Source organism: Mycolicibacterium hippocampi, from assembly GCF_010723735.1.
Lineage (GTDB): Bacteria > Actinomycetota > Actinomycetes > Mycobacteriales > Mycobacteriaceae > Mycobacterium > Mycobacterium hippocampi.
Genome location: NZ_BLLB01000002.1, coordinates 5,262,315 through 5,278,885 on the forward strand (window position 1 = coordinate 5,262,315; position 16,571 = coordinate 5,278,885).

General features: G+C 68.2%; 16 protein-coding genes. 7 read left to right on the forward strand and 9 right to left on the reverse strand.

From position 1 onward, the window contains the following. Positions 1 to 5 precede the first annotated feature (5 nt). Positions 6 to 1,187, reverse strand: coding sequence for a cystathionine gamma-synthase (locus G6N53_RS26235; RefSeq protein WP_163894050.1), 1,182 nt, complete (start codon positions 1,185 to 1,187; stop codon positions 6 to 8). A gap of 31 nt (positions 1,188 to 1,218) precedes the next feature. Here G6N53_RS26235 and G6N53_RS26240 point away from each other — a divergent pair, with 31 nt between their 5' ends. Further along, positions 1,219 to 2,409 carry an acyl-CoA dehydrogenase family protein gene (locus tag G6N53_RS26240; RefSeq protein WP_205390470.1) on the forward strand — a complete coding sequence of 397 codons (1,191 nt, stop codon included), beginning with the start codon at positions 1,219 to 1,221 and terminating at the stop codon, positions 2,407 to 2,409. Here G6N53_RS26240 and G6N53_RS26245 read toward each other — a convergent pair. The 5 genes from G6N53_RS26245 to G6N53_RS26265 form a co-directional block, all read right to left on the reverse strand. After that, positions 2,393 to 2,923 (reverse strand): Rv1078 family RDD domain-containing protein, encoded by a 531-nt coding sequence (locus G6N53_RS26245; RefSeq protein ID WP_163894053.1) that lies wholly within the window; start codon positions 2,921 to 2,923, stop codon positions 2,393 to 2,395. The genes G6N53_RS26240 and G6N53_RS26245 overlap by 17 nt on opposite strands. Positions 2,924 to 3,013: 90 nt before the next feature. After that, positions 3,014 to 4,054 carry a hypothetical protein gene (locus G6N53_RS26250; RefSeq protein ID WP_163894055.1) on the reverse strand — a complete coding sequence of 347 codons (1,041 nt, stop codon included), beginning with the start codon at positions 4,052 to 4,054 and terminating at the stop codon, positions 3,014 to 3,016. 25 nt (positions 4,055 to 4,079) lie between these two features. Then, positions 4,080 to 4,655, reverse strand: a complete 576-nt coding sequence (locus G6N53_RS26255; protein WP_163894057.1) for an Rv1078 family RDD domain-containing protein — start codon at positions 4,653 to 4,655, stop codon at positions 4,080 to 4,082. A gap of 140 nt (positions 4,656 to 4,795) precedes the next feature. Beyond that, the gene (locus G6N53_RS26260; protein ID WP_163894059.1) at positions 4,796 to 6,202 is read right to left on the reverse strand and encodes a cystathionine beta-synthase; all 1,407 of its coding nucleotides are present in this window, start codon (positions 6,200 to 6,202) and stop codon (positions 4,796 to 4,798) included. Between the two features lie 29 nt (positions 6,203 to 6,231). Beyond that, a complete protein-coding gene (locus G6N53_RS26265) occupies positions 6,232 to 7,302 on the reverse strand; it encodes an alpha/beta hydrolase (RefSeq protein WP_163894061.1) in 1,071 nt (356 codons plus the stop codon). Positions 7,303 to 7,523: 221 nt separating this feature from the next. Between G6N53_RS26265 and G6N53_RS26270 the strand changes: the two genes are divergently transcribed. Both G6N53_RS26270 and G6N53_RS26275 read left to right on the forward strand, forming a co-directional pair. After that, on the forward strand, positions 7,524 to 8,513 hold the full coding sequence (locus tag G6N53_RS26270) for an SGNH/GDSL hydrolase family protein (protein ID WP_163894063.1): 990 nt from the start codon (positions 7,524 to 7,526) through the stop codon (positions 8,511 to 8,513). A 39-nt stretch (positions 8,514 to 8,552) separates the two neighbouring features. Continuing rightward, a complete protein-coding gene (locus tag G6N53_RS26275) occupies positions 8,553 to 9,770 on the forward strand; it encodes an acetyl-CoA C-acetyltransferase (RefSeq protein ID WP_163894065.1) in 1,218 nt (405 codons plus the stop codon). A 141-nt stretch (positions 9,771 to 9,911) separates the two neighbouring features. Here G6N53_RS26275 and G6N53_RS26280 read toward each other — a convergent pair whose 3' ends face one another. Beyond that, positions 9,912 to 10,769, reverse strand: a complete 858-nt coding sequence (locus tag G6N53_RS26280) for a Bax inhibitor-1/YccA family protein (protein ID WP_163894067.1) — start codon at positions 10,767 to 10,769, stop codon at positions 9,912 to 9,914. A gap of 152 nt (positions 10,770 to 10,921) precedes the next feature. On the opposite strand from G6N53_RS26280, the gene G6N53_RS26285 reads away from it, so the two are divergent. The 3 genes from G6N53_RS26285 to G6N53_RS26295 are packed head-to-tail and all read left to right on the forward strand — an operon-like array spanning position 10,922 to position 14,487. Continuing rightward, positions 10,922 to 11,983 (forward strand): enoyl-CoA hydratase/isomerase family protein, encoded by a 1,062-nt coding sequence (locus G6N53_RS26285; protein ID WP_163894068.1) that lies wholly within the window; start codon positions 10,922 to 10,924, stop codon positions 11,981 to 11,983. Then, positions 11,980 to 12,762, forward strand: a complete 783-nt coding sequence (locus tag G6N53_RS26290; protein WP_163894070.1) for an enoyl-CoA hydratase — start codon at positions 11,980 to 11,982, stop codon at positions 12,760 to 12,762. The genes G6N53_RS26285 and G6N53_RS26290 overlap by 4 nt, the downstream gene beginning before the upstream one ends. 9 nt (positions 12,763 to 12,771) lie before the next feature. Next, positions 12,772 to 14,487: an alpha/beta hydrolase gene (locus tag G6N53_RS26295; RefSeq protein WP_163894072.1), complete on the forward strand. Its 1,716-nt coding sequence runs from the start codon at positions 12,772 to 12,774 to the stop codon at positions 14,485 to 14,487. Here G6N53_RS26295 and G6N53_RS26300 read toward each other — a convergent pair. Beyond that, entirely contained in the window at positions 14,484 to 14,807 is a 324-nt protein-coding gene (locus G6N53_RS26300) for a rhodanese-like domain-containing protein (RefSeq protein WP_163896387.1), read from the reverse strand. The two genes, G6N53_RS26295 and G6N53_RS26300, sit on opposite strands and share 4 nt — an antisense overlap. A 53-nt stretch (positions 14,808 to 14,860) precedes the next feature. Continuing rightward, on the reverse strand, positions 14,861 to 15,361 hold the full coding sequence (locus G6N53_RS26305; protein ID WP_163894074.1) for a cysteine dioxygenase: 501 nt from the start codon (positions 15,359 to 15,361) through the stop codon (positions 14,861 to 14,863). Positions 15,362 to 15,662: 301 nt separating this feature from the next. Between G6N53_RS26305 and ehuB the strand changes: the two genes are divergently transcribed. Next, positions 15,663 to 16,568, forward strand: coding sequence for an ectoine/hydroxyectoine ABC transporter substrate-binding protein EhuB (gene ehuB, locus G6N53_RS26310; protein ID WP_163894076.1), 906 nt, complete (start codon positions 15,663 to 15,665; stop codon positions 16,566 to 16,568). Positions 16,569 to 16,571 lie beyond the last annotated feature (3 nt).

Consider the following 16,571-nt stretch of genomic DNA (forward strand, 5'->3'; position numbering starts at 1 on the left):
CCGGTCTACCGCTGCGAGCCCAACGCCTGCTCGACGTCGCCGAGCAGGTCGGCGACGTCCTCGATGCCGACCGACAGTCGGACCAGGTCGTCCGGCACCTCGAGTTGGGACCCGGCCGTTGAGGCGTGGGTCATCGCGCCGGGATACTCGATGAGCGATTCCACACCGCCGAGCGACTCGGCGAGAATGAAAATCTCTGTGCGCGCGCAGAAGTCGCGCGCAGCTTGGGGGCCGCCACGCAGCCGCACCGACACCATTCCGCCGAAGCCGCTCATCTGGCGTGCCGCGACCTCGTGGTTGGGGTGCGACGGCAGCCCCGGGTAGAGCACGCTGTTGATCGCGGGGTGCCCGTCGAGGAACTCCGCGATCGCCCCGGCGTTGTCGCTGTGGCGCTGCATCCGCAACGGCAGGGTCTTGAGGCCCCGCATCGTCAGGTAGGCGTCGAACGGCCCGGGCACCGCACCCGCACCGTTCTGCAGGAACGCGAAGGCCTCGTCGAGCGCTTCGTCGTTGGTCAGCAGGGCGCCGCCGACCACGTCCGAATGCCCACCGATGTACTTGGTGGTCGAGTGCAGCACGATGTCGGCGCCCAGCGGAAGCGGCTGCTGGAGCGCCGGCGAGGCGAATGTGTTGTCCACCAGGACTTTGGTGCCCGTGGCGGCGGCGAGTGCGGCGATGCCCTCGATGTCGGCGATGGACAGCAGCGGGTTGGTCGGCGTCTCGACCCAGATCAGCTTGGTCCGGTCGGTGATCGCCGCGCGCACGGCGTCCAGATCGGAGAGCGCCACCGCGGTGTAGCTGATCCCCCACAGCGTGAACACCTTGTCGATCAGCCGGAAGGTGCCGCCGTAGGCGTCGTCGGGGATGACTAGGTGGTCGCCGGGTCGCAGCAGGGCACGCAGTGCGCAGTCGGTCGCAGCCATCCCGGAGCTGAACGCCCGCGCGTAGGACGCCGTCTCCACCGCCGCCAGGGATGCCTCCAGCGCGGCGCGGGTCGGGTTGCCGGTGCGGGCGTACTCGAACCCGCTGCGCAGCCCACCGACACCGTCCTGGGCGAACGTCGAGCTGGCATAGATCGGGGCATTCACCACGCCGGTCGCCGGATCAGGGCGATAACCAGCGTGAATGGCCTTGGTCGCCGGGCCGTAGGCGCGGTAGTGGTCGGCCGCACTGCGCTGCTCTCCCATGGCCGCAAGCGTAGCGGTGTAGAAAGTGAGCATGTCGACCTCTGCGACCGCATCGATCGAGAGCCTGCTCGACCTCGACTCGCTGCTGAGTCCCGAAGAGCTCGACCTGCGCTCGATGGTGCGCGGGTTCGGTGAGCAGCGCCTGCGGCCGCACATCGCCGAGTGGTTCGAGACGGGGCAGGTCCCGGTCCGGGATCTCGCCGTCGAGATCGGCAAGCTCGGCCTGCTCGGCATGCATCTGACCGGCTACGGGTGCGGCGGTTCGACGGCTACGGCCTACGGGCTGGTGTGCCAGGAGCTGGAGGCCGTGGACAGCGGGCTGCGCAGCCTGGTCTCGGTCCAGGGCTCACTGGCGATGTTCGCCATTCACCGGTGGGGCAGCGAGGAGCAGCGCCGCCAGTGGCTGCCCGGCATGGCGGCAGGTGAGCTGATCGGTTGCTTCGGCCTCACCGAGCCGGACTTCGGCTCCAACCCCGGCGGCATGCGCACCACGGCACGCCGGGACGGGTCGGACTGGATCCTCAACGGTTCGAAGATGTGGATCACCAACGCCTCGGTCGCCGACGTCGCGATCGTCTGGGCGCGTGAGCAGGGCACCGAACGCAACAGCATCGTCGGGTTCGCCGTGCCGACCTCCACCCCGGGTTTCAGCGCCAGGGAGATGACGCACAAGATGTCGCTGCGGGCGTCGGTCACCTCCGAGTTCAGCCTCGACGACGTCCGGCTGCCCGAGGACGCGCGGCTGCCGGAAGCCCGGGGGCTGGCGGGACCGCTGAGCTGCCTGTCCGAGGCGCGGTTCGGGATCGTCTTCGGCGCTGTCGGAGCTGCCCGGGATTGCCTGGAGACCGCGCTGGACTACGTCGGGACCCGTCAGGTGTTCGACCGGCCGCTGGCCGGATACCAGCTGACGCAGGCCAAGATCGCCGACATGGCCGTCGAGCTGGCCAAGGCCCAGCTGCTGGCGCTGCATCTGGGCCGGCTCAAAGACGACGGCCGCATCCGGCCCGAGCAGGTCAGCGTCGGCAAGCTGAACAACGTCCGGGAAGCTCTCGAGATCGCACGGCAGTGCCGCACGCTGTTGGGCGCCAACGGGATCACGTTGGAGTATCCGGTGCTCCGGCATGCCAACAACCTGGAGTCGGTGCTCACCTACGAGGGCACGTCCGAGGTGCACCAGCTGGTCATCGGTGAGGCGTTGACGGGCGTCAGCGCGTTCCGCTGACGCGGGGCACACACACCGTGGTCATGATCTTGTCGGCCGGCGTCTGACGTTTGGCGTCCCACAGTGGGAACAGATAGCCGATGAAGCAGGGCACGGCGTCCACGGCGTGGACGAACTGGCGCATCAGCGACCGGCCGAAACCGATGGGCTGCCAAGTCTTCCCGCTGACCACCTGGAATCTCATCACCGACTTGCCGAGGCTCGAGCCGGTGGTTCCCTGGCGGTAGCCGAAGTTCCAGACCGCGTAGCTCAGCGAGATCAGCGCGACCGGACCGAACAGGGCGTCCCCGACGTCCGAGGGGGTCGCCGTGCAGGCCACTCCCCCGTTGTCGTAGGTCACGCAGTCGACGCCGGCGGTGCCGATCGCCACCGCTTGCCAGAGCGCCGCGGCGGCGAGCAGCGGGAGCACGTCGATCAGCCACGCTCCCAGTCGAGCGATCCAGGGCGTGTAGGCCTTTCTGGGCAGCACCGGCCGCCAGAGCTGCTGCGGCGGCTGTCGGGCATCCCAGGACACGCTTCACAGGATCTCGGGCCTATCGGCAAATCGCAAAATGTCGGCGTGCCCGGTACACCCGGACACGCCGACATCCAGAGCCCGGATGCGCTACTGGGTGGCGGGCGCCACCGAGGCGCCGTTGAGCACCCGGTAGGCGTACACCAGGATCAGCGACGCCACGGGCACCGCCACCAGCAGGCCGACACCGCACAACACCGCGCCCACCACGACCACAAGGACCATCACCAGCCAGGTGAGCAGCACGTTGCCGAAGTTGTTCTTGCTGGTCTCGAAACTCGCCTTGACGGCATCCAGCGGCGCCAGGTTGCGGTCCAGAACCGCGATCACCGTGAACATCAACATGATGCTCGCGATCACACCCGGAATCACGCACAGGAAGAAGCCGACGGTCGTGATGACGCCGACGATCAGCGTGGCGATGACCACGTTGCCGATGTTGCGGGGCCGGAAGAACGATCCGATGGCGACCTGCTGGCCGTTGGCGATGTCGATGACGCCGCCGAGGAAGGCCGACTGGATCGCTGCGCCGACAAGCAGCGACAGGAACCACCCGACGATCGAGACGAGGATGCCCGTCACGCCGGTGGCACTGTAGGAGAACGAGAATCCGCTGTCGTCGGTGACGTAGCTGGCCGAGTCAGGGGCCAACAGGACCTGGAACAGGTTGATGAGCCCCTGCAGGATCAGCAGCACCACGCCGAAGGCCAGGGTGGCCACGACGAGCGGGACGGCGTTGTTGGTGAACTTGTTCCACGCCCAGCTGAACGCCTCGCCGACGCTGTAGCCGGACTGGCCACCCATCGGCGGGTAACCCTGCTGCGGTGGCGGATAACCGCCCTGCTGCGGTGGCGGATAACCGCCCTGCTGCGGTGGCGGATAACCGCCCTGCTGCGGTGGCGGATAACCGCCCTGCTGCGGTGGCGGATAACCGCCCTGCGGTGCCGAATATCCGCCGGGGGGCGGAAACCCCCCGGACGGCGGGAAACCACCCGGCTCCTGCGGCGGCGGCGGGTAGCCACCTCCCGGCGGGGGCGGCGGGTAGCCACCACCCCCGGGAGGAGGAGGCGGCGGATATCCCTCCGGTGGCGGCGGAGGGTAGCCCCCGGGCGGCGGCGGGTTCTCTGTCATGACTGTCTCCTCATGTCGATGGCGGTCAGAGTGGAATGCAGACGGTGGTCATTATCTTGTCGGCGATGGTTTGCCGCTTGGCGTCCCACAGCGGGAACAGATATCCGATGTAGCAGATCACGCCGTCGATGATGTGCGCCAGCTGCCTGACGACCGAGCGGCCGAAACCGATGGGCTGCCAGGTCTTTTCGCTGACGACCTGAAACTTCATCATCGCCTTGCCGATGCTGGAACCGGTGGTGCCCTGCCGGTGGCCGAGGTTCCAGATGACGTAGGCCAGAATGGCGCCGCCGGCCAGCACGAACGCCGTCTGGCCCAGGGTGGACGTCCCCGTCGCACAGAGCTCGCCGAGGCCGAACTCGGACGGGTCGGTGACGCACACCGTCTCCCGGGTGGCCACCAGCACCCCCCAGCCGATGCCTTGCAGGACCAGCACCGGAACGGCATCGATGAGCCATGCCAGAACCCGGGTGAGCCACGGCGTGTACGCCTCTCGCGGAAGCGGCGCGCCCGCAAACCCCACCGGCGGCAGAACCGGGTGACCACCGGGTGGTGGCGGAGCAGGCGGATAGCTCCCCGGGGGTGGCGGTTGATCGGTCACAGACGCCTTCCAGTGCTGCCTCGGCTGGCTCGAGCGTGATTACCCTACCTGAGCAATACCTGGCAACAGCGGTTTCGCGCACGAAATCGATCTTGTTTTCCGGGAAGCGGCGGCGCCTGCCGGACCTGGGAAAAGCCCCGTCAGCGGCGGGCGTTGCCGTCCGACAGGAACCCCAGTAGGTCATGTCGGGTGAGCACGCCCACCGGCTTGCCCTCCTCGACGACCATCACCGCGTCGCAGTCCCGGAGGGTCTTCGCGGCGTCGCTCACCAGTTCTCCCGCACCCACCAACGGCAGCGGCGGGCTCATGTGCTGGGCGACCGCGTCGACGAGCTTGGCGCGTCCCTCGAACACCGCCGAGAGCAGCTCACGCTCGGACACGCTGCCGGCGACCTCGCCGGCCATCACGGGTGGCTCGGCACCGACGACGGGCATCTGGGACACCCCGTACTCGCGCAGGATGCCGATGGCGTCACGCACGGTCTCCGACGGGTGCGTGTGGACGAGGTCGGGCAGTGCGCCGGACTTCCCGCGAAGCACGTCGCCGACCGTCGACTCCTGCACCGTGCCGTCGAGGCGACTGCGCAGGAATCCGTAGGACGACATCCAGTCGTCGTTGAAAACCTTTGACAGGTAACCGCGTCCGCCGTCGGGAAGCAGCACCACGACGAGCGCGTCCGGGCCGGCACGCTCGGCGACCTGGATCGCGGCGACCGCGGCCATTCCGCACGACCCTCCGACCAGCAGTGCCTCCTCGCGCGCCAGCCGCCTGGTCATCTCGAACGAGTCGGCATCGGAGACCGCGATGATCTCGTCGGGGACCGAGGGGTCGTAGGCCGACGGCCAGAAATCCTCGCCCACCCCCTCGACCATGTAGGGACGGCCGCTGCCCCCGGAGTACACCGACCCCTCCGGGTCGGCGCCGATCACCTTGACCGGGCCTTCCGGACGCCCCTGGGACACCTCTTTGAGATAGCGGCCCGCACCGGTGATGGTGCCTCCGGTGCCCACCCCCGCGACGAAGTGGGTGACCTTGCCGTCGGTGTCCGCCCAGATCTCCGGCCCGGTGGTCTCGTAGTGGCTTTCCGGGCCCATCGGGTTGGAGTACTGGTCGGGCTTCCACGCACCGTCGATCTCCCGCACCAGCCGGTCGGAGACGCTGTAGTAGCTGTCGGCGTGGTCCGGTGGCACTGCCGTCGGACAGACCACGACGTCGGCGCCGTAGGCCCGCAGCACGTTGCGCTTGTCCTCACTGACCTTGTCGGGGCAGACGAAAATGCACTTGTAGCCGCGCTGCTGGGCGACCAGCGCCAGCCCGACGCCGGTGTTCCCGGAGGTGGGTTCGACGATGGTGCCGCCGGGTCGAAGTTCGCCGCTGACCTCGGCGGCGTCGATCATCTTGATCGCGATGCGGTCTTTGGCGCTGCCGCCGGGGTTGAGGTATTCGATCTTCGCCGCGACCGTCCCCGATCCCGGGGGAACCACCGAGTTCAGCTGGACCAGCGGGGTATTGCCGATGAGCTCACTGATGTGCCTGGCGATCCGCATGCGTCCATCGTGTCAGGCGCCGCGGACGACTACCAGGTCGCCTCTCGGATGTACTCGCCGATCTGCCGCAGCGACCGGTTGGCCTCGGTCACCGCCGGCGCCCCGAGCTGGAAGACGTGCATCTGACCGGGCCAGATGCGGACCTCGACGGGCACCCCCGCGGCCGCCAGCTTGCGCGCGGCCTTGCGCGCATCGCTGAGCAGGACCTCGGACCCCGAGACGTGGATGAGCGTGCGCGGCAGACCCGGTTCGATGTGGTCGAGCGGCTCGTAGATTTCCTCCGGCCGGCCGTCGACCACGCGCTTGCCGGCAGCCTCGCTGATCAGCTCGACCAGGGCGTGGAAAGCCCGGTGCGGAAACATCACGTCGGTGCGGACATTCGGATGGTCGGCCCGCCCCTCGTTGTCGATCTCGAACAGCGGGGACATGGTGGCGATGGCGGCCGGCGATTCGCCCTCGTATCCGTCGAGGCCCTCCGCCTGCAGCCGCTCGGCCAGCGCCAGCGCCAGATAACCGCCGGCGGAATCACCGGCCAGCACGATCTGGTCGGGCTCGTAGCCCGTCTCGCGCAGCCACTTGTAGGCGTCGTAGCAGTCGTCGAGTGCGGTGCCGACGGAGTGGTTGGGGATCATCCGGTAGTTGGCGACCAGCACGGGGCTGTCGGCGTACTTGGACAACGCTGCCACCAGGCGGCCGTGGGTGTTGACCCCGCAGGTCAGAAACGCGCCACCGTGCAGGTAGAGAACCACGCTGCGCTTGCCGTCTGCGGGCAGCACCCCCGCCGCGCGGACCAGCTGGGCGGTGCAGTGCGGGAGCGCGATGGTGGCCCGCACCGTGCCGGGGGGTGGCCGCATGATCCTGGCGGCGAAGTCCACCAGACCCCAGGGCCACGGCATCCTCGGGGCGTAGCTACCGATGGTCAGAGTCGGCTTGATCGTCAACAGTGCGGCCAGGCTCATCAGCCGCCCGGCGACGCTCGGACCGTCTTCGACGACCTCGACGGGGGCACCGTCGCTGACCGGGAATCGGCGGGGTTTATGGGCTCTACCTGGCCGGACAGCCATGTACGAAGAGCTGGGAACCTTACTCGGTGCCGTCATCGCCACCACTTCCTACGCCGTTGTAGTCCCTCGATAAGCCGACTTATTCAGACAGGCTCGTAACTTAGCTTGTCACCTGTTACCTCTATCACAATTGGTTAAACACTTTTGGTACCGGAGTTGATACCGCACTGTGATCGCCGATTCGCTACTGGACGCGCTGGGTCCTCGCAGCGCCCACTAAACTCGGCTGCGTGGGCATTACCCGTCATGCTCCTCACGTGCGCAGTCGCACCCCGCGGCCGTCGGTCGTCGCCCTGGTGGCCGCCGCCGCCCTCGCGTCGACCGGCTCCGCGTACGTCGGGGCCCGAAATCTGTTGAGCGGGCAGGCCGAGCAGGCACGCAGTGTCATCCCGAAGTCGTGGGACGTCCCGCCGCGCGCGGACGGCGTGTACGCGCCAGGTGGCGGTCCGGTCGAGCGCTGGCACCGCGGGATCCCGTTCGATCTGCACCTGATGATCTTCGGCGACTCCACCGCCACCGGGTACGGCTGCACGAACGGCGACGAGGTGCCGGGAGTGCTGCTGGCCAGAGGGTTGGCCGAAGAGTCGGGAAAGCGGATCCGGTTGAGCACCAAGGCGATCGTCGGGGCGACCTCCAAGGGTCTGTCCGGCCAGATCGACGCGATGTTCGTCGCGGGTCCCCCGCCCGATGCCGCGGTGATCATGATCGGCGCCAACGACATCACCAAACCCAACGGCGTCGGTCCGTCGGCGCGTCGGCTCGGCCGGGCCGTGCAGCGGTTGCGCAGCAGCGGGGCCGTCGTCGCCGTCGGCACCTGCCCGGACTTCGGCGTCATCACCGCGATCCCGCAACCCCTGCGGTGGGTGGCGCGCAGCCGCGGGCTGCGGCTGGCCCGAGCGCAGGCGGCCGCGGTGCGGTCGGCGGGTGGTACTCCGGTGCCGTTCTCGGACCTGCTGGCACCGCACTTCTACGAGACCCCGGAGCTGTTGTTCTCCCAGGACATGTTCCATCCCTCGGCGGCCGGCTACGCGCTGGCGGCCAAGCAGCTGCTGCCGGCGCTCTGCAGCGAACTGGGCGAATTCGTCACCGGGATGCCGCGCGAGGAGGCGCTGGAATCGCGCAGGCCGGACGGCGGATCGCTGCTGGACCGGGTCAGCGGGCTCAGCCGGTTGTGGCGACGTTCGACCGGGGTGCCGGCGCCCGTTCTGGGTGGGGTGCCCGCTCCGATGCCGGTCGGCGCGGGCTAGGTTCTGTGTAGTTTCCGCCCGAACCCGCAAGGAGCCGTCATGCCCGAGGCCGTCATCGTCGCCACCGCCCGCTCACCCATCGGCCGAGCCAACAAGGGCTCGCTGGTCACCATGCGCCCCGACGACCTCGCCGCGCAGATGGTCAGGGCCGCGCTGGACAAGGTTCCAGGCCTGGACCCGCGGGAGATCGACGACCTGATGATGGGCTGCGCCCAGCCCGCCGGTGAGGCCGGATACAACATCGGCCGCGCGGTGGCGGTCGAGCTCGGCTACGACTTCCTGCCCGGCACCACGGTCAACCGTTACTGCTCGTCGTCGCTGCAGACCACGCGGATGGCGTTCCACGCGATCAAGGCGGGCGAGGGCGAGGCCTTCATCTCGGCCGGGGTGGAGACGGTGTCGCGCTTCGGCAAGGGAGCCGCCGACGGCGCCCCCGACTCGAAGAACGAGCTGTTCGCCGACGCGCAGGCACGCACCGAAGAGGCCGCCGCCGGTGCCACCGAGTGGCACGACCCCCGCGAGGACGGCAAGCTGCCCGACGTCTACATCGCGATGGGTCAGACGGCCGAGAACGTCGCGGCATTCACCGGCATCAGCCGCGAAGACCAGGACCACTGGGGCGTGCGGTCGCAGAACCGTGCCGAAGAAGCCATCAGGAGCGGGTTCTTCGCCCGCGAGATCGCCCCGGTGACGCTGCCCGACGGCACCGTCGTCTCGGTTGACGACGGTCCGCGCGCAGGCACCACCTACGAGAAGATCAGCCAGCTCAAGCCGGTGTTCCGGCCGAACGGAACGATCACCGCGGGCAACGCCTGTCCGCTCAACGACGGCGCCGCGGCGGTGGTGATCATGAGCGACACCAAGGCCAAGGCCCTGGGCCTGACCCCACTGGCGCGCATCGTGTCGACGGGTGTGAGCGGCCTGTCGCCGGAGATCATGGGTCTGGGCCCGATCGAGGCGGTGAAGAAGGCTCTGGCGAACGCCAAGATGAGCATCGGCGACATCGACCTGTACGAGATCAACGAGGCCTTCGCGGTGCAGGTGCTCGGCTCGGCCCGCGAGTTGGGCATGGACGAGGACAAGCTCAACATCTCCGGCGGCGCGATCGCTCTCGGCCACCCGTTCGGTATGACGGGCGCGCGGATCACCGCCACGCTGCTGAACAACCTGCAGACCCAGGACAAGACCTTCGGCATCGAGTCGATGTGCGTCGGCGGCGGGCAGGGCATGGCGATGGTCGTGGAGCGCCTCTCGTAGCTCCCTGGCGTCGAGACTGCGTCAGCGGCGCAAAAGTGCGAGTAGCCGCCACCGCCAGCGCAGTCTCAACGCCCTCAACCCCGTAGCAGCGCACGAAAAAGGGGCGCCCACAGATGTGGGCGCCCCTCCTTCGTGTTGCTGCTAGTCGCTGTTGAAGTAGCTCAGCAGGCGCAGGATCTCGATGTAGAGCCACACCAGGGTGACCGTCAGGCCGAGGGCGATGCCCCAGGCGGCCTTCTCGGGAGCACCGGCGCGGATCATCTGGTCGGCGGCATCGAAGTCGATGAGGAAGCTGAACGCCGCCAAACCGATCACGAGGAGCGAGAAGATGATCGCGATGGGCCCGCCGCTGCGCAGGCCGAGGCCCTCACCGCCGCCGACGCCGAACATCGCGAGCACGAAGTTGCCCAGCATCAGCACCAGCGCGCCGATCATGCCGGCGACGATCATCCGGGTGAACTTCGGCGTGACGCGGATGGCTCCGGTCTTGTAGACGACGAGCATGCCTGCGAACACGCCGACGGTGCCGAGCACTGCCTGGCCGATCAGCGCGCCCGCCGAGATCCCCGACACCATCATGTTGGCGAAGACGAACGAGATGGCGCCGACGGCCATGCCCTGCAGGGCGGCGTAGCTCAGGACGATCGCCGGGTTGTCCTGCTTGCGACCGAACGTTGCGAACAGCACCATGCCCAGGCCGCCCAGCGCACCGATCAGCAGCATGGGCATGGCCAGCGCGACGTTGGACGCTGCCACGAAGTAGGCGACGATCGCGACCGAGGACAGCACCCCGAGGGTCATGCCGGTCTTGGTCACGACGTCGTCGATGGTCAGCGGACGGGAGACACCCGTCTGCTGCTGGTCCGGGTACTGCGCCCCTGCGTAGGGGTCAGCCTTTACTGCCTGCGCACCGGCGCCGGCGGCTCCGGTACCGAATTGCGCGTATCCGCCCTGCCCCTTGGGCAGCGAACGAAATACCGGGTTGCTGCTCTCGCGCACCGTCGGTTCCTCTCCTGTGCTGTGGCTCGAATGTACGAACGCACACTCAACGATCGACGGCCGTCTTCGGTTCCCGGGGGAACCTCCCAGGCCGTTCACAGGAACCTTACCCGGGCCTGCTTTACCGTGAGCGACGAACTAGATTGCATTCCGTGCACAAAAACGAGGATGTCCTAGTTTCTGTGGTCGGGGGTGTCGGGCTGATCACGCTCAACCGGCCCAAGGCGATCAACTCGCTCACCCACCCGATGGTCGGCCGGATCTCGGCGGCGCTGACCGCCTGGGAGAACGACGACGCGGTCCGCGCGGTCGTCGTCGCCGGCGCCGGTGACCGGGGCCTGTGCGCGGGTGGCGACGTGGTGGCGATCTATCACAGCGCCAGGGCCGGCGGTGCCGAGGCGCGGCAGTTCTGGCACGACGAGTACCTGCTCAATGCCTACATCGGGCGCTACCCCAAGCCGTATGTTGCGCTGATGGACGGCATCACGATGGGCGGCGGTGTCGGCCTCAGCGCGCACGGCAGCGTCCGCGTGGTGACCGAGACGACCAAGATGGCGATGCCCGAGGTCGGCATCGGGTTCGTCCCCGACGTCGGCGGCACCTTCATCCTGTCGCGCGCTCCCGGCCTCCTCGGCATCCACGCCGCCCTCACGGGTGCGCCGTTCACCGGCGCCGACGCGCTCGCGATGGGTTTTGCCGACCACTTCGTCCCCCACGACCGGCTGGATGCGTTCACCGAGAAGATCCAGGCCGACGGCACCGACAGTGCGATCGCGGCCTTCGCCGAGGAACCACCCCCGAGTCCCCTACTCGCCCAACGGGAATGGATCGACAACTGTTATGCGGGGCAGACCGTCTCCGACATCGTCGAAGCCCTGCGCGGCAACGGAGCCGAAGCTGCCGGCGAGGCGGCCGATCTGATCGCCTCCCGCTCCCCGGTCTCGGTGTCGGTGGCACTGGAGGCGGTGCGCCGCGCCGCATCCCTGAAAACCCTCGAAGACGTGCTGCGCCAGGAATTCCGCACCTCGTGCGGCGCGCTGCGGTCCCATGATCTGGTCGAGGGGATCCGGGCACTGCTCATCGACAAGGATCGCAACCCACAATGGTCACCGGCGTCGCCGGCGGAGGTCACCGCCGAGGACGTCGCCGCGTACTTCGTCTCCGCCGACCCCGACCTGACATTCGAACCCGGACACCGACAGGAGCAGCAATGACCACATCCACATTCGAGACGATCCTGGTCACCCGCGAGGACCGGGTCGCCGTCATCACGCTGAACCGCCCCAAAGCCCTCAACGCGCTCAACACCCAGGTTATGAACGAAGTCACCACCGCCGCAGCTGAACTCGATGCGGATCCGGGTGTCGGTGCGATCGTCCTCACCGGCAGCGAGAAGGCGTTCGCCGCCGGCGCGGACATCAAGGAGATGGCGGACCTGTCGTTCGCCGACGTCTTCGCGGCCGACTTCTTCGCCGCCTGGGGCAAGTTCGCGGCCACCCGTACCCCGACCATCGCGGCTGTCGCCGGTTACGCGTTGGGTGGCGGCTGCGAACTGGCGATGATGTGCGACATCCTGATCGCGGCGGACACCGCCAAGTTCGGCCAGCCCGAGATCAAGCTGGGCGTGCTGCCCGGCATGGGAGGGTCGCAGCGGCTGACGCGTGCCATCGGCAAGGCCAAGGCGATGGACCTGATCCTGACCGGGCGCAACATGGACTCCGAGGAGGCCGAACGCGCCGGCCTGGTGTCGCGCGTGGTGGCAGCCGATGCCCTGCTCGACGAAGCAAAAGCGGTCGCGGCGACCATCGCAGGCATGTCGTTGTCCGCCTCGCGGATGGCCAAGGAGGCGGTCGACCGCGCGTTCGAATCCACGCTGGCCGAGGGCCTGCTCTACGAACGCCGACTCTTCCACTCGGCCTTCGCCACTGACGATCAGACCGAGGGCATGAACGCGTTCACCGAGAAGCGGGCCGCGAACTTCACCCACCGCTAGAGTGCGTTGGTGACCGATTCCGGTGAGGGTGCCGTAGCGACCGAAGACGGGCCGCGTGACGACACCACACCCGCGCCGACCACCGGGAATGCGTGGTGGATCCGGCACTACACCTTCACCGGCACCGCGGTCGGCCTGATCTTCCTGTACTTCTCCTTGACGCCGTCGCTGCTACCGCGAGGCCCGCTTTTCCAGGGCCTGGTCAGCGGAGGCGCCGGAGCGATCGGCTACGGCCTCGGCGTTTTCGCGGTGTGGGTAGTGCGCTACATGCGGTCCAAGGACTCCAGCCCACCCGCTCCGCGATGGGCGTGGCTGGTCCTCGTCGTCGTCGGCGCCATCGCGATGACCCTGATGATCGTCTGGTTCCACCGCTGGCAGGACGACGTGCGCGATCTGATGGGCGTGCCGCGGTTGGGATTCTGGGACCACCCCCTGGCCGCGGTGTTGGCGCTGATCACGTTGTTCGTACTCGTCGAACTCGGCCAGCTGGTGGGAAAGCTGGTGCGTTTCCTGGTCCGGCAGCTGAGTCGCATTGCCCCGCCCCGGGTTTCGGCGGTCGTCGCGGTGGCCGTGCTGCTCGCATTGACCATCGCGCTGCTCAACGGCGTGGTGGTGCGGTTCGCGATGAACACCATCAACAGCACCTTCGCGGCGGTCAACGACGAGACAGATCCCGACTTCGCCGGACCCGACACCCCGTTGCGCTCTGGTGGACCCGAGTCGCTCGTCAGCTGGGAGTCGTTGGGGCATCAGGGACGTATCTTCATCGCGGGCGGTCCCACGGTCGAGCAACTCAGCGAGTTCAACGGCCGCCCGGCGGTCGAACCGATCCGCGCCTATGCCGGCCTGCATTCAGCGGACGGCATCAAGGAGACGGCGGCGCTGGCCGCCCGGGAGTTGCAGCGCACCGGCGGACTGGATCGGGCGGTCGTCGCGGTCGCCACCACCACGGGGACCGGCTGGATCAACGCGGCCGAAGCCGCGGCGCTGGAGTACATGTACAACGGCGACAGCGCCATCGTCAGCATGCAGTACTCGTTCCTGCCCAGCTGGCTGTCGTTCCTCGTCGACAAGGAGAACGCCCGCCAGGCAGGCCAGGCGTTGTTCGAAGCGGTGGACGAGTTGATCCGCGAGATGCCGGAAGCCCAGCGGCCCACCCTCGTGGTGTTCGGCGAGAGCCTGGGGTCCTTCGGCGGCGAGGCGCCGTTCCTGGCGCTGAACAACCTGATCGCCCGGACCGACGGCGCGCTGTTCAGCGGGCCCACCTTCAACAACACCATCTGGACCGATCTGACGGCCAACCGCGACCCCGGTTCGCCCGAGTGGCTGCCGATCTACGACAACGGTGAGAACGTCCGGTTCGTCGCCGAGTCCCGCAATCTGCAGCGACCCGACGACCCGTGGGGTCAGCCGCGCGTGGTCTATCTGCAGCACGCCTCTGATCCGATCGCGTGGTGGAGCCCGGATCTGCTTTTCGCCAAACCGGACTGGCTGCGCGAAGCGCGCGGCTACGACGTGTCGCCGGACATGGAGTGGATTCCGATCGTCACCTTCCTGCAGGTGTCGGCGGACATGGCGGTGGCGGTCAACGTCCCCGACGGCCACGGCCATGTCTACGTCGCGGCCGTCGCGGACGCGTGGGCGGCGATCCTGTCACCGCCCGGGTGGTCACAGGAGAAGACCGAACGGCTGCGCCCACTGCTGTACAGCGGCGAGAGCTCTTAGCCCAGAACCTCTTTGAGCGCTTCGTAGCCGCCGATCACGTCGGTGGCGCGGTGTAGGCCCAGTTCCATCAGGGATGCCGCAGCCAAGCTGGAGGTGTAGCCCTGCGAGCACAGCACCACCCATTCCACGTCGTCGTCGACGGCGGCGGGCAGGCGGGCGTCGCTGGTTGGGTCGCATCGCCATTCCAGGACGTTGCGCTCGATGATCAGGGCTTCGGCGGCTCCGGCCACCTCACCCTCGACGGCGCGCTGCGCGGCAGGCCGGATGTCGACCAGCACCGCGCCCCGGGTCAGCGCCGCGGGGACCTGATCGGCGGGCATCCTGGTGAGCTTGCTTCGGGCCCGCTCCAGGGCGGCGTCTATCCGGCTCACCGTCAGATCCCCTCCGGCTGCGTGGTCAGCTCGGTGCGGCTGCGGCGCAGAAAGTCCCCGCCGGGAGCGTCGTAATAGGACATCACGGTCAGCGGGGGCGAGTAGGCGTGCACACTCAATGCCGGGGTGGTGACGCTCTCGCGGGCCCAGACCACGTCGTGCACCCAGCCGAGCGGAAACGCCGCCTGGTCACCGGCGTTCAGGGTCCGGGTACGCAGTTTCTTTCCATCCCAACGGGTTTCGCGCAGCGATCCGCTGAGCACGGTCAGCGCTCCCAGCGATCCGCCGTGGTCGTGCAGTTCGGTCGAACGCTCCGGCGCCCAACCGATCAGCCAGACGTCGAGTTCGTCGTCACCGTGCAGGCGGGTGAACCAGCGTTCGGAAACCGCTGGGCCGTGGGGCGGCAGCAGGTGATCGTAGTGGCCGCCGAGAACGTCGTCGGCGAAACGGTCGGTGACGTGCAGCAGATCGGCAAGGCGCAGCCGGGTAGGCGCGGGAACCATGAGAACTCCAGAGACGGACGAAGGATTCGGGGGCAGGCGCAGTCAGGCCTGACAACACTCCAGAACCCGGATCACGGTCGTCACGATCGCCAGTGTCGCACGGAAGTCTGTACTCCGCCAGGATCACGGTGCGGTCACGAAGCAGGCCAGACTTTTGACGAAGCCGCGTCGGCCTCCTAACGTCGGCTTACCGACAAGGAAAACGGCCTGGCGCCGTGCTTGGCGTGGATGTGCTCTTCGGCCGTCGGGTGCGGTACCTCACCGTGGTTCCTCGATCCGTCGAACCCGAGAAGAGGTCACCATGAACACCCGCACCCACCCGTCGTCGGCCAAGCTACGGCGGGCTCTGCTCGCCGGCGGCCTGGGCGTCGTCCTGGTCGCCGTCGGCGCCTGCTCGACGACCGAACCGGGCACCGGCAGCCCCACCGGTGAAGGCGGCACGCTCGAGCGCATCAAGGCCGACAAGTTGATCAACGTCGGTTTCGCCAACGAGCGGCCGTACGCCTACCGGGAGAACGGCCAATTGGTCGGCGAGGACCCCGCGGTGCACGGCTACATCTTCGATCAGATCGGCGGCATCTCCCTGGAGCCGCACCTGTTCGAGTTCGGCTCGCTGATCCAGGCACTGAACTCCGAACGCGTCGACGTGGTGACCGCCGGCATGTTCATCACCCCGGAGCGCTGCGAGCAGGCGGCGTTCAGCAACCCGGTGTACGTGGCGACCACCTCGCTACTGGTGGCGACCGGCAACCCCAAGGGCCTGACCGACTACGCCTCGGTGGCCGACGGCGACGCCCGGCTCGCGGTGATGAACGGTGCCGTGGAGGTCGACCAGGCGAAGAGCTCGGGTGTGCCCGACGACCGCCTGCAGATCGTCGCCGACCAGCAGGCGGGGCTGGACGCAGTGAAGTCCGGCCGCGCCGACGCGTTCGCCCTGACCAGCATCTCGCTGCGCGCCCTCGCGGCCGACGACAACACTGTCGAGGTGGCCGAGGCGTTCGTCCCCGTCATCGACGGTGAGGAGCAGCTCGGTGCCGGCGCGGCGGTCTTCCGGCGCACAGACACCGAGCTGCGTGAGGCGTTCAACGAACAGCTGGCCGAACTCATCCAGAGCCCCAAGTGGCTCGAGCTCGTCGAACCCTACGGGTTCACCGAAGCCGAGCGTCCCGACCCGGAGTTGACCGCAGAGCAGCTCTGCCAGGGCTGAGCC

Excerpts from the sequence above, each read along its gene's own strand:
- G6N53_RS26265 (WP_163894061.1), bottom strand. The coding sequence starts at position 7,302 with ATGACGGCACCGAGTAAGGTTCCCAGCTCTTCGTACATGGCTGTCCGG.
- G6N53_RS26235 (WP_163894050.1), bottom strand. The coding sequence starts at position 1,187 with ATGGGAGAGCAGCGCAGTGCGGCCGACCACTACCGCGCCTACGGCCCG.
- G6N53_RS26260 (WP_163894059.1), bottom strand. The coding sequence starts at position 6,202 with ATGCGGATCGCCAGGCACATCAGTGAGCTCATCGGCAATACCCCGCTG.
- G6N53_RS26240 (WP_205390470.1), top strand. The coding sequence starts at position 1,219 with ATGTCGACCTCTGCGACCGCATCGATCGAGAGCCTGCTCGACCTCGAC.
- G6N53_RS26300 (WP_163896387.1), bottom strand. The coding sequence starts at position 14,807 with ATGCCCGCCGATCAGGTCCCCGCGGCGCTGACCCGGGGCGCGGTGCTG.
- G6N53_RS26275 (WP_163894065.1), top strand. The coding sequence starts at position 8,553 with ATGCCCGAGGCCGTCATCGTCGCCACCGCCCGCTCACCCATCGGCCGA.
- G6N53_RS26290 (WP_163894070.1), top strand. The coding sequence starts at position 11,980 with ATGACCACATCCACATTCGAGACGATCCTGGTCACCCGCGAGGACCGG.
- G6N53_RS26305 (WP_163894074.1), bottom strand. The coding sequence starts at position 15,361 with ATGGTTCCCGCGCCTACCCGGCTGCGCCTTGCCGATCTGCTGCACGTC.
- ehuB (WP_163894076.1), top strand. The coding sequence starts at position 15,663 with ATGAACACCCGCACCCACCCGTCGTCGGCCAAGCTACGGCGGGCTCTG.
- G6N53_RS26250 (WP_163894055.1), bottom strand. The coding sequence starts at position 4,054 with ATGACAGAGAACCCGCCGCCGCCCGGGGGCTACCCTCCGCCGCCACCG.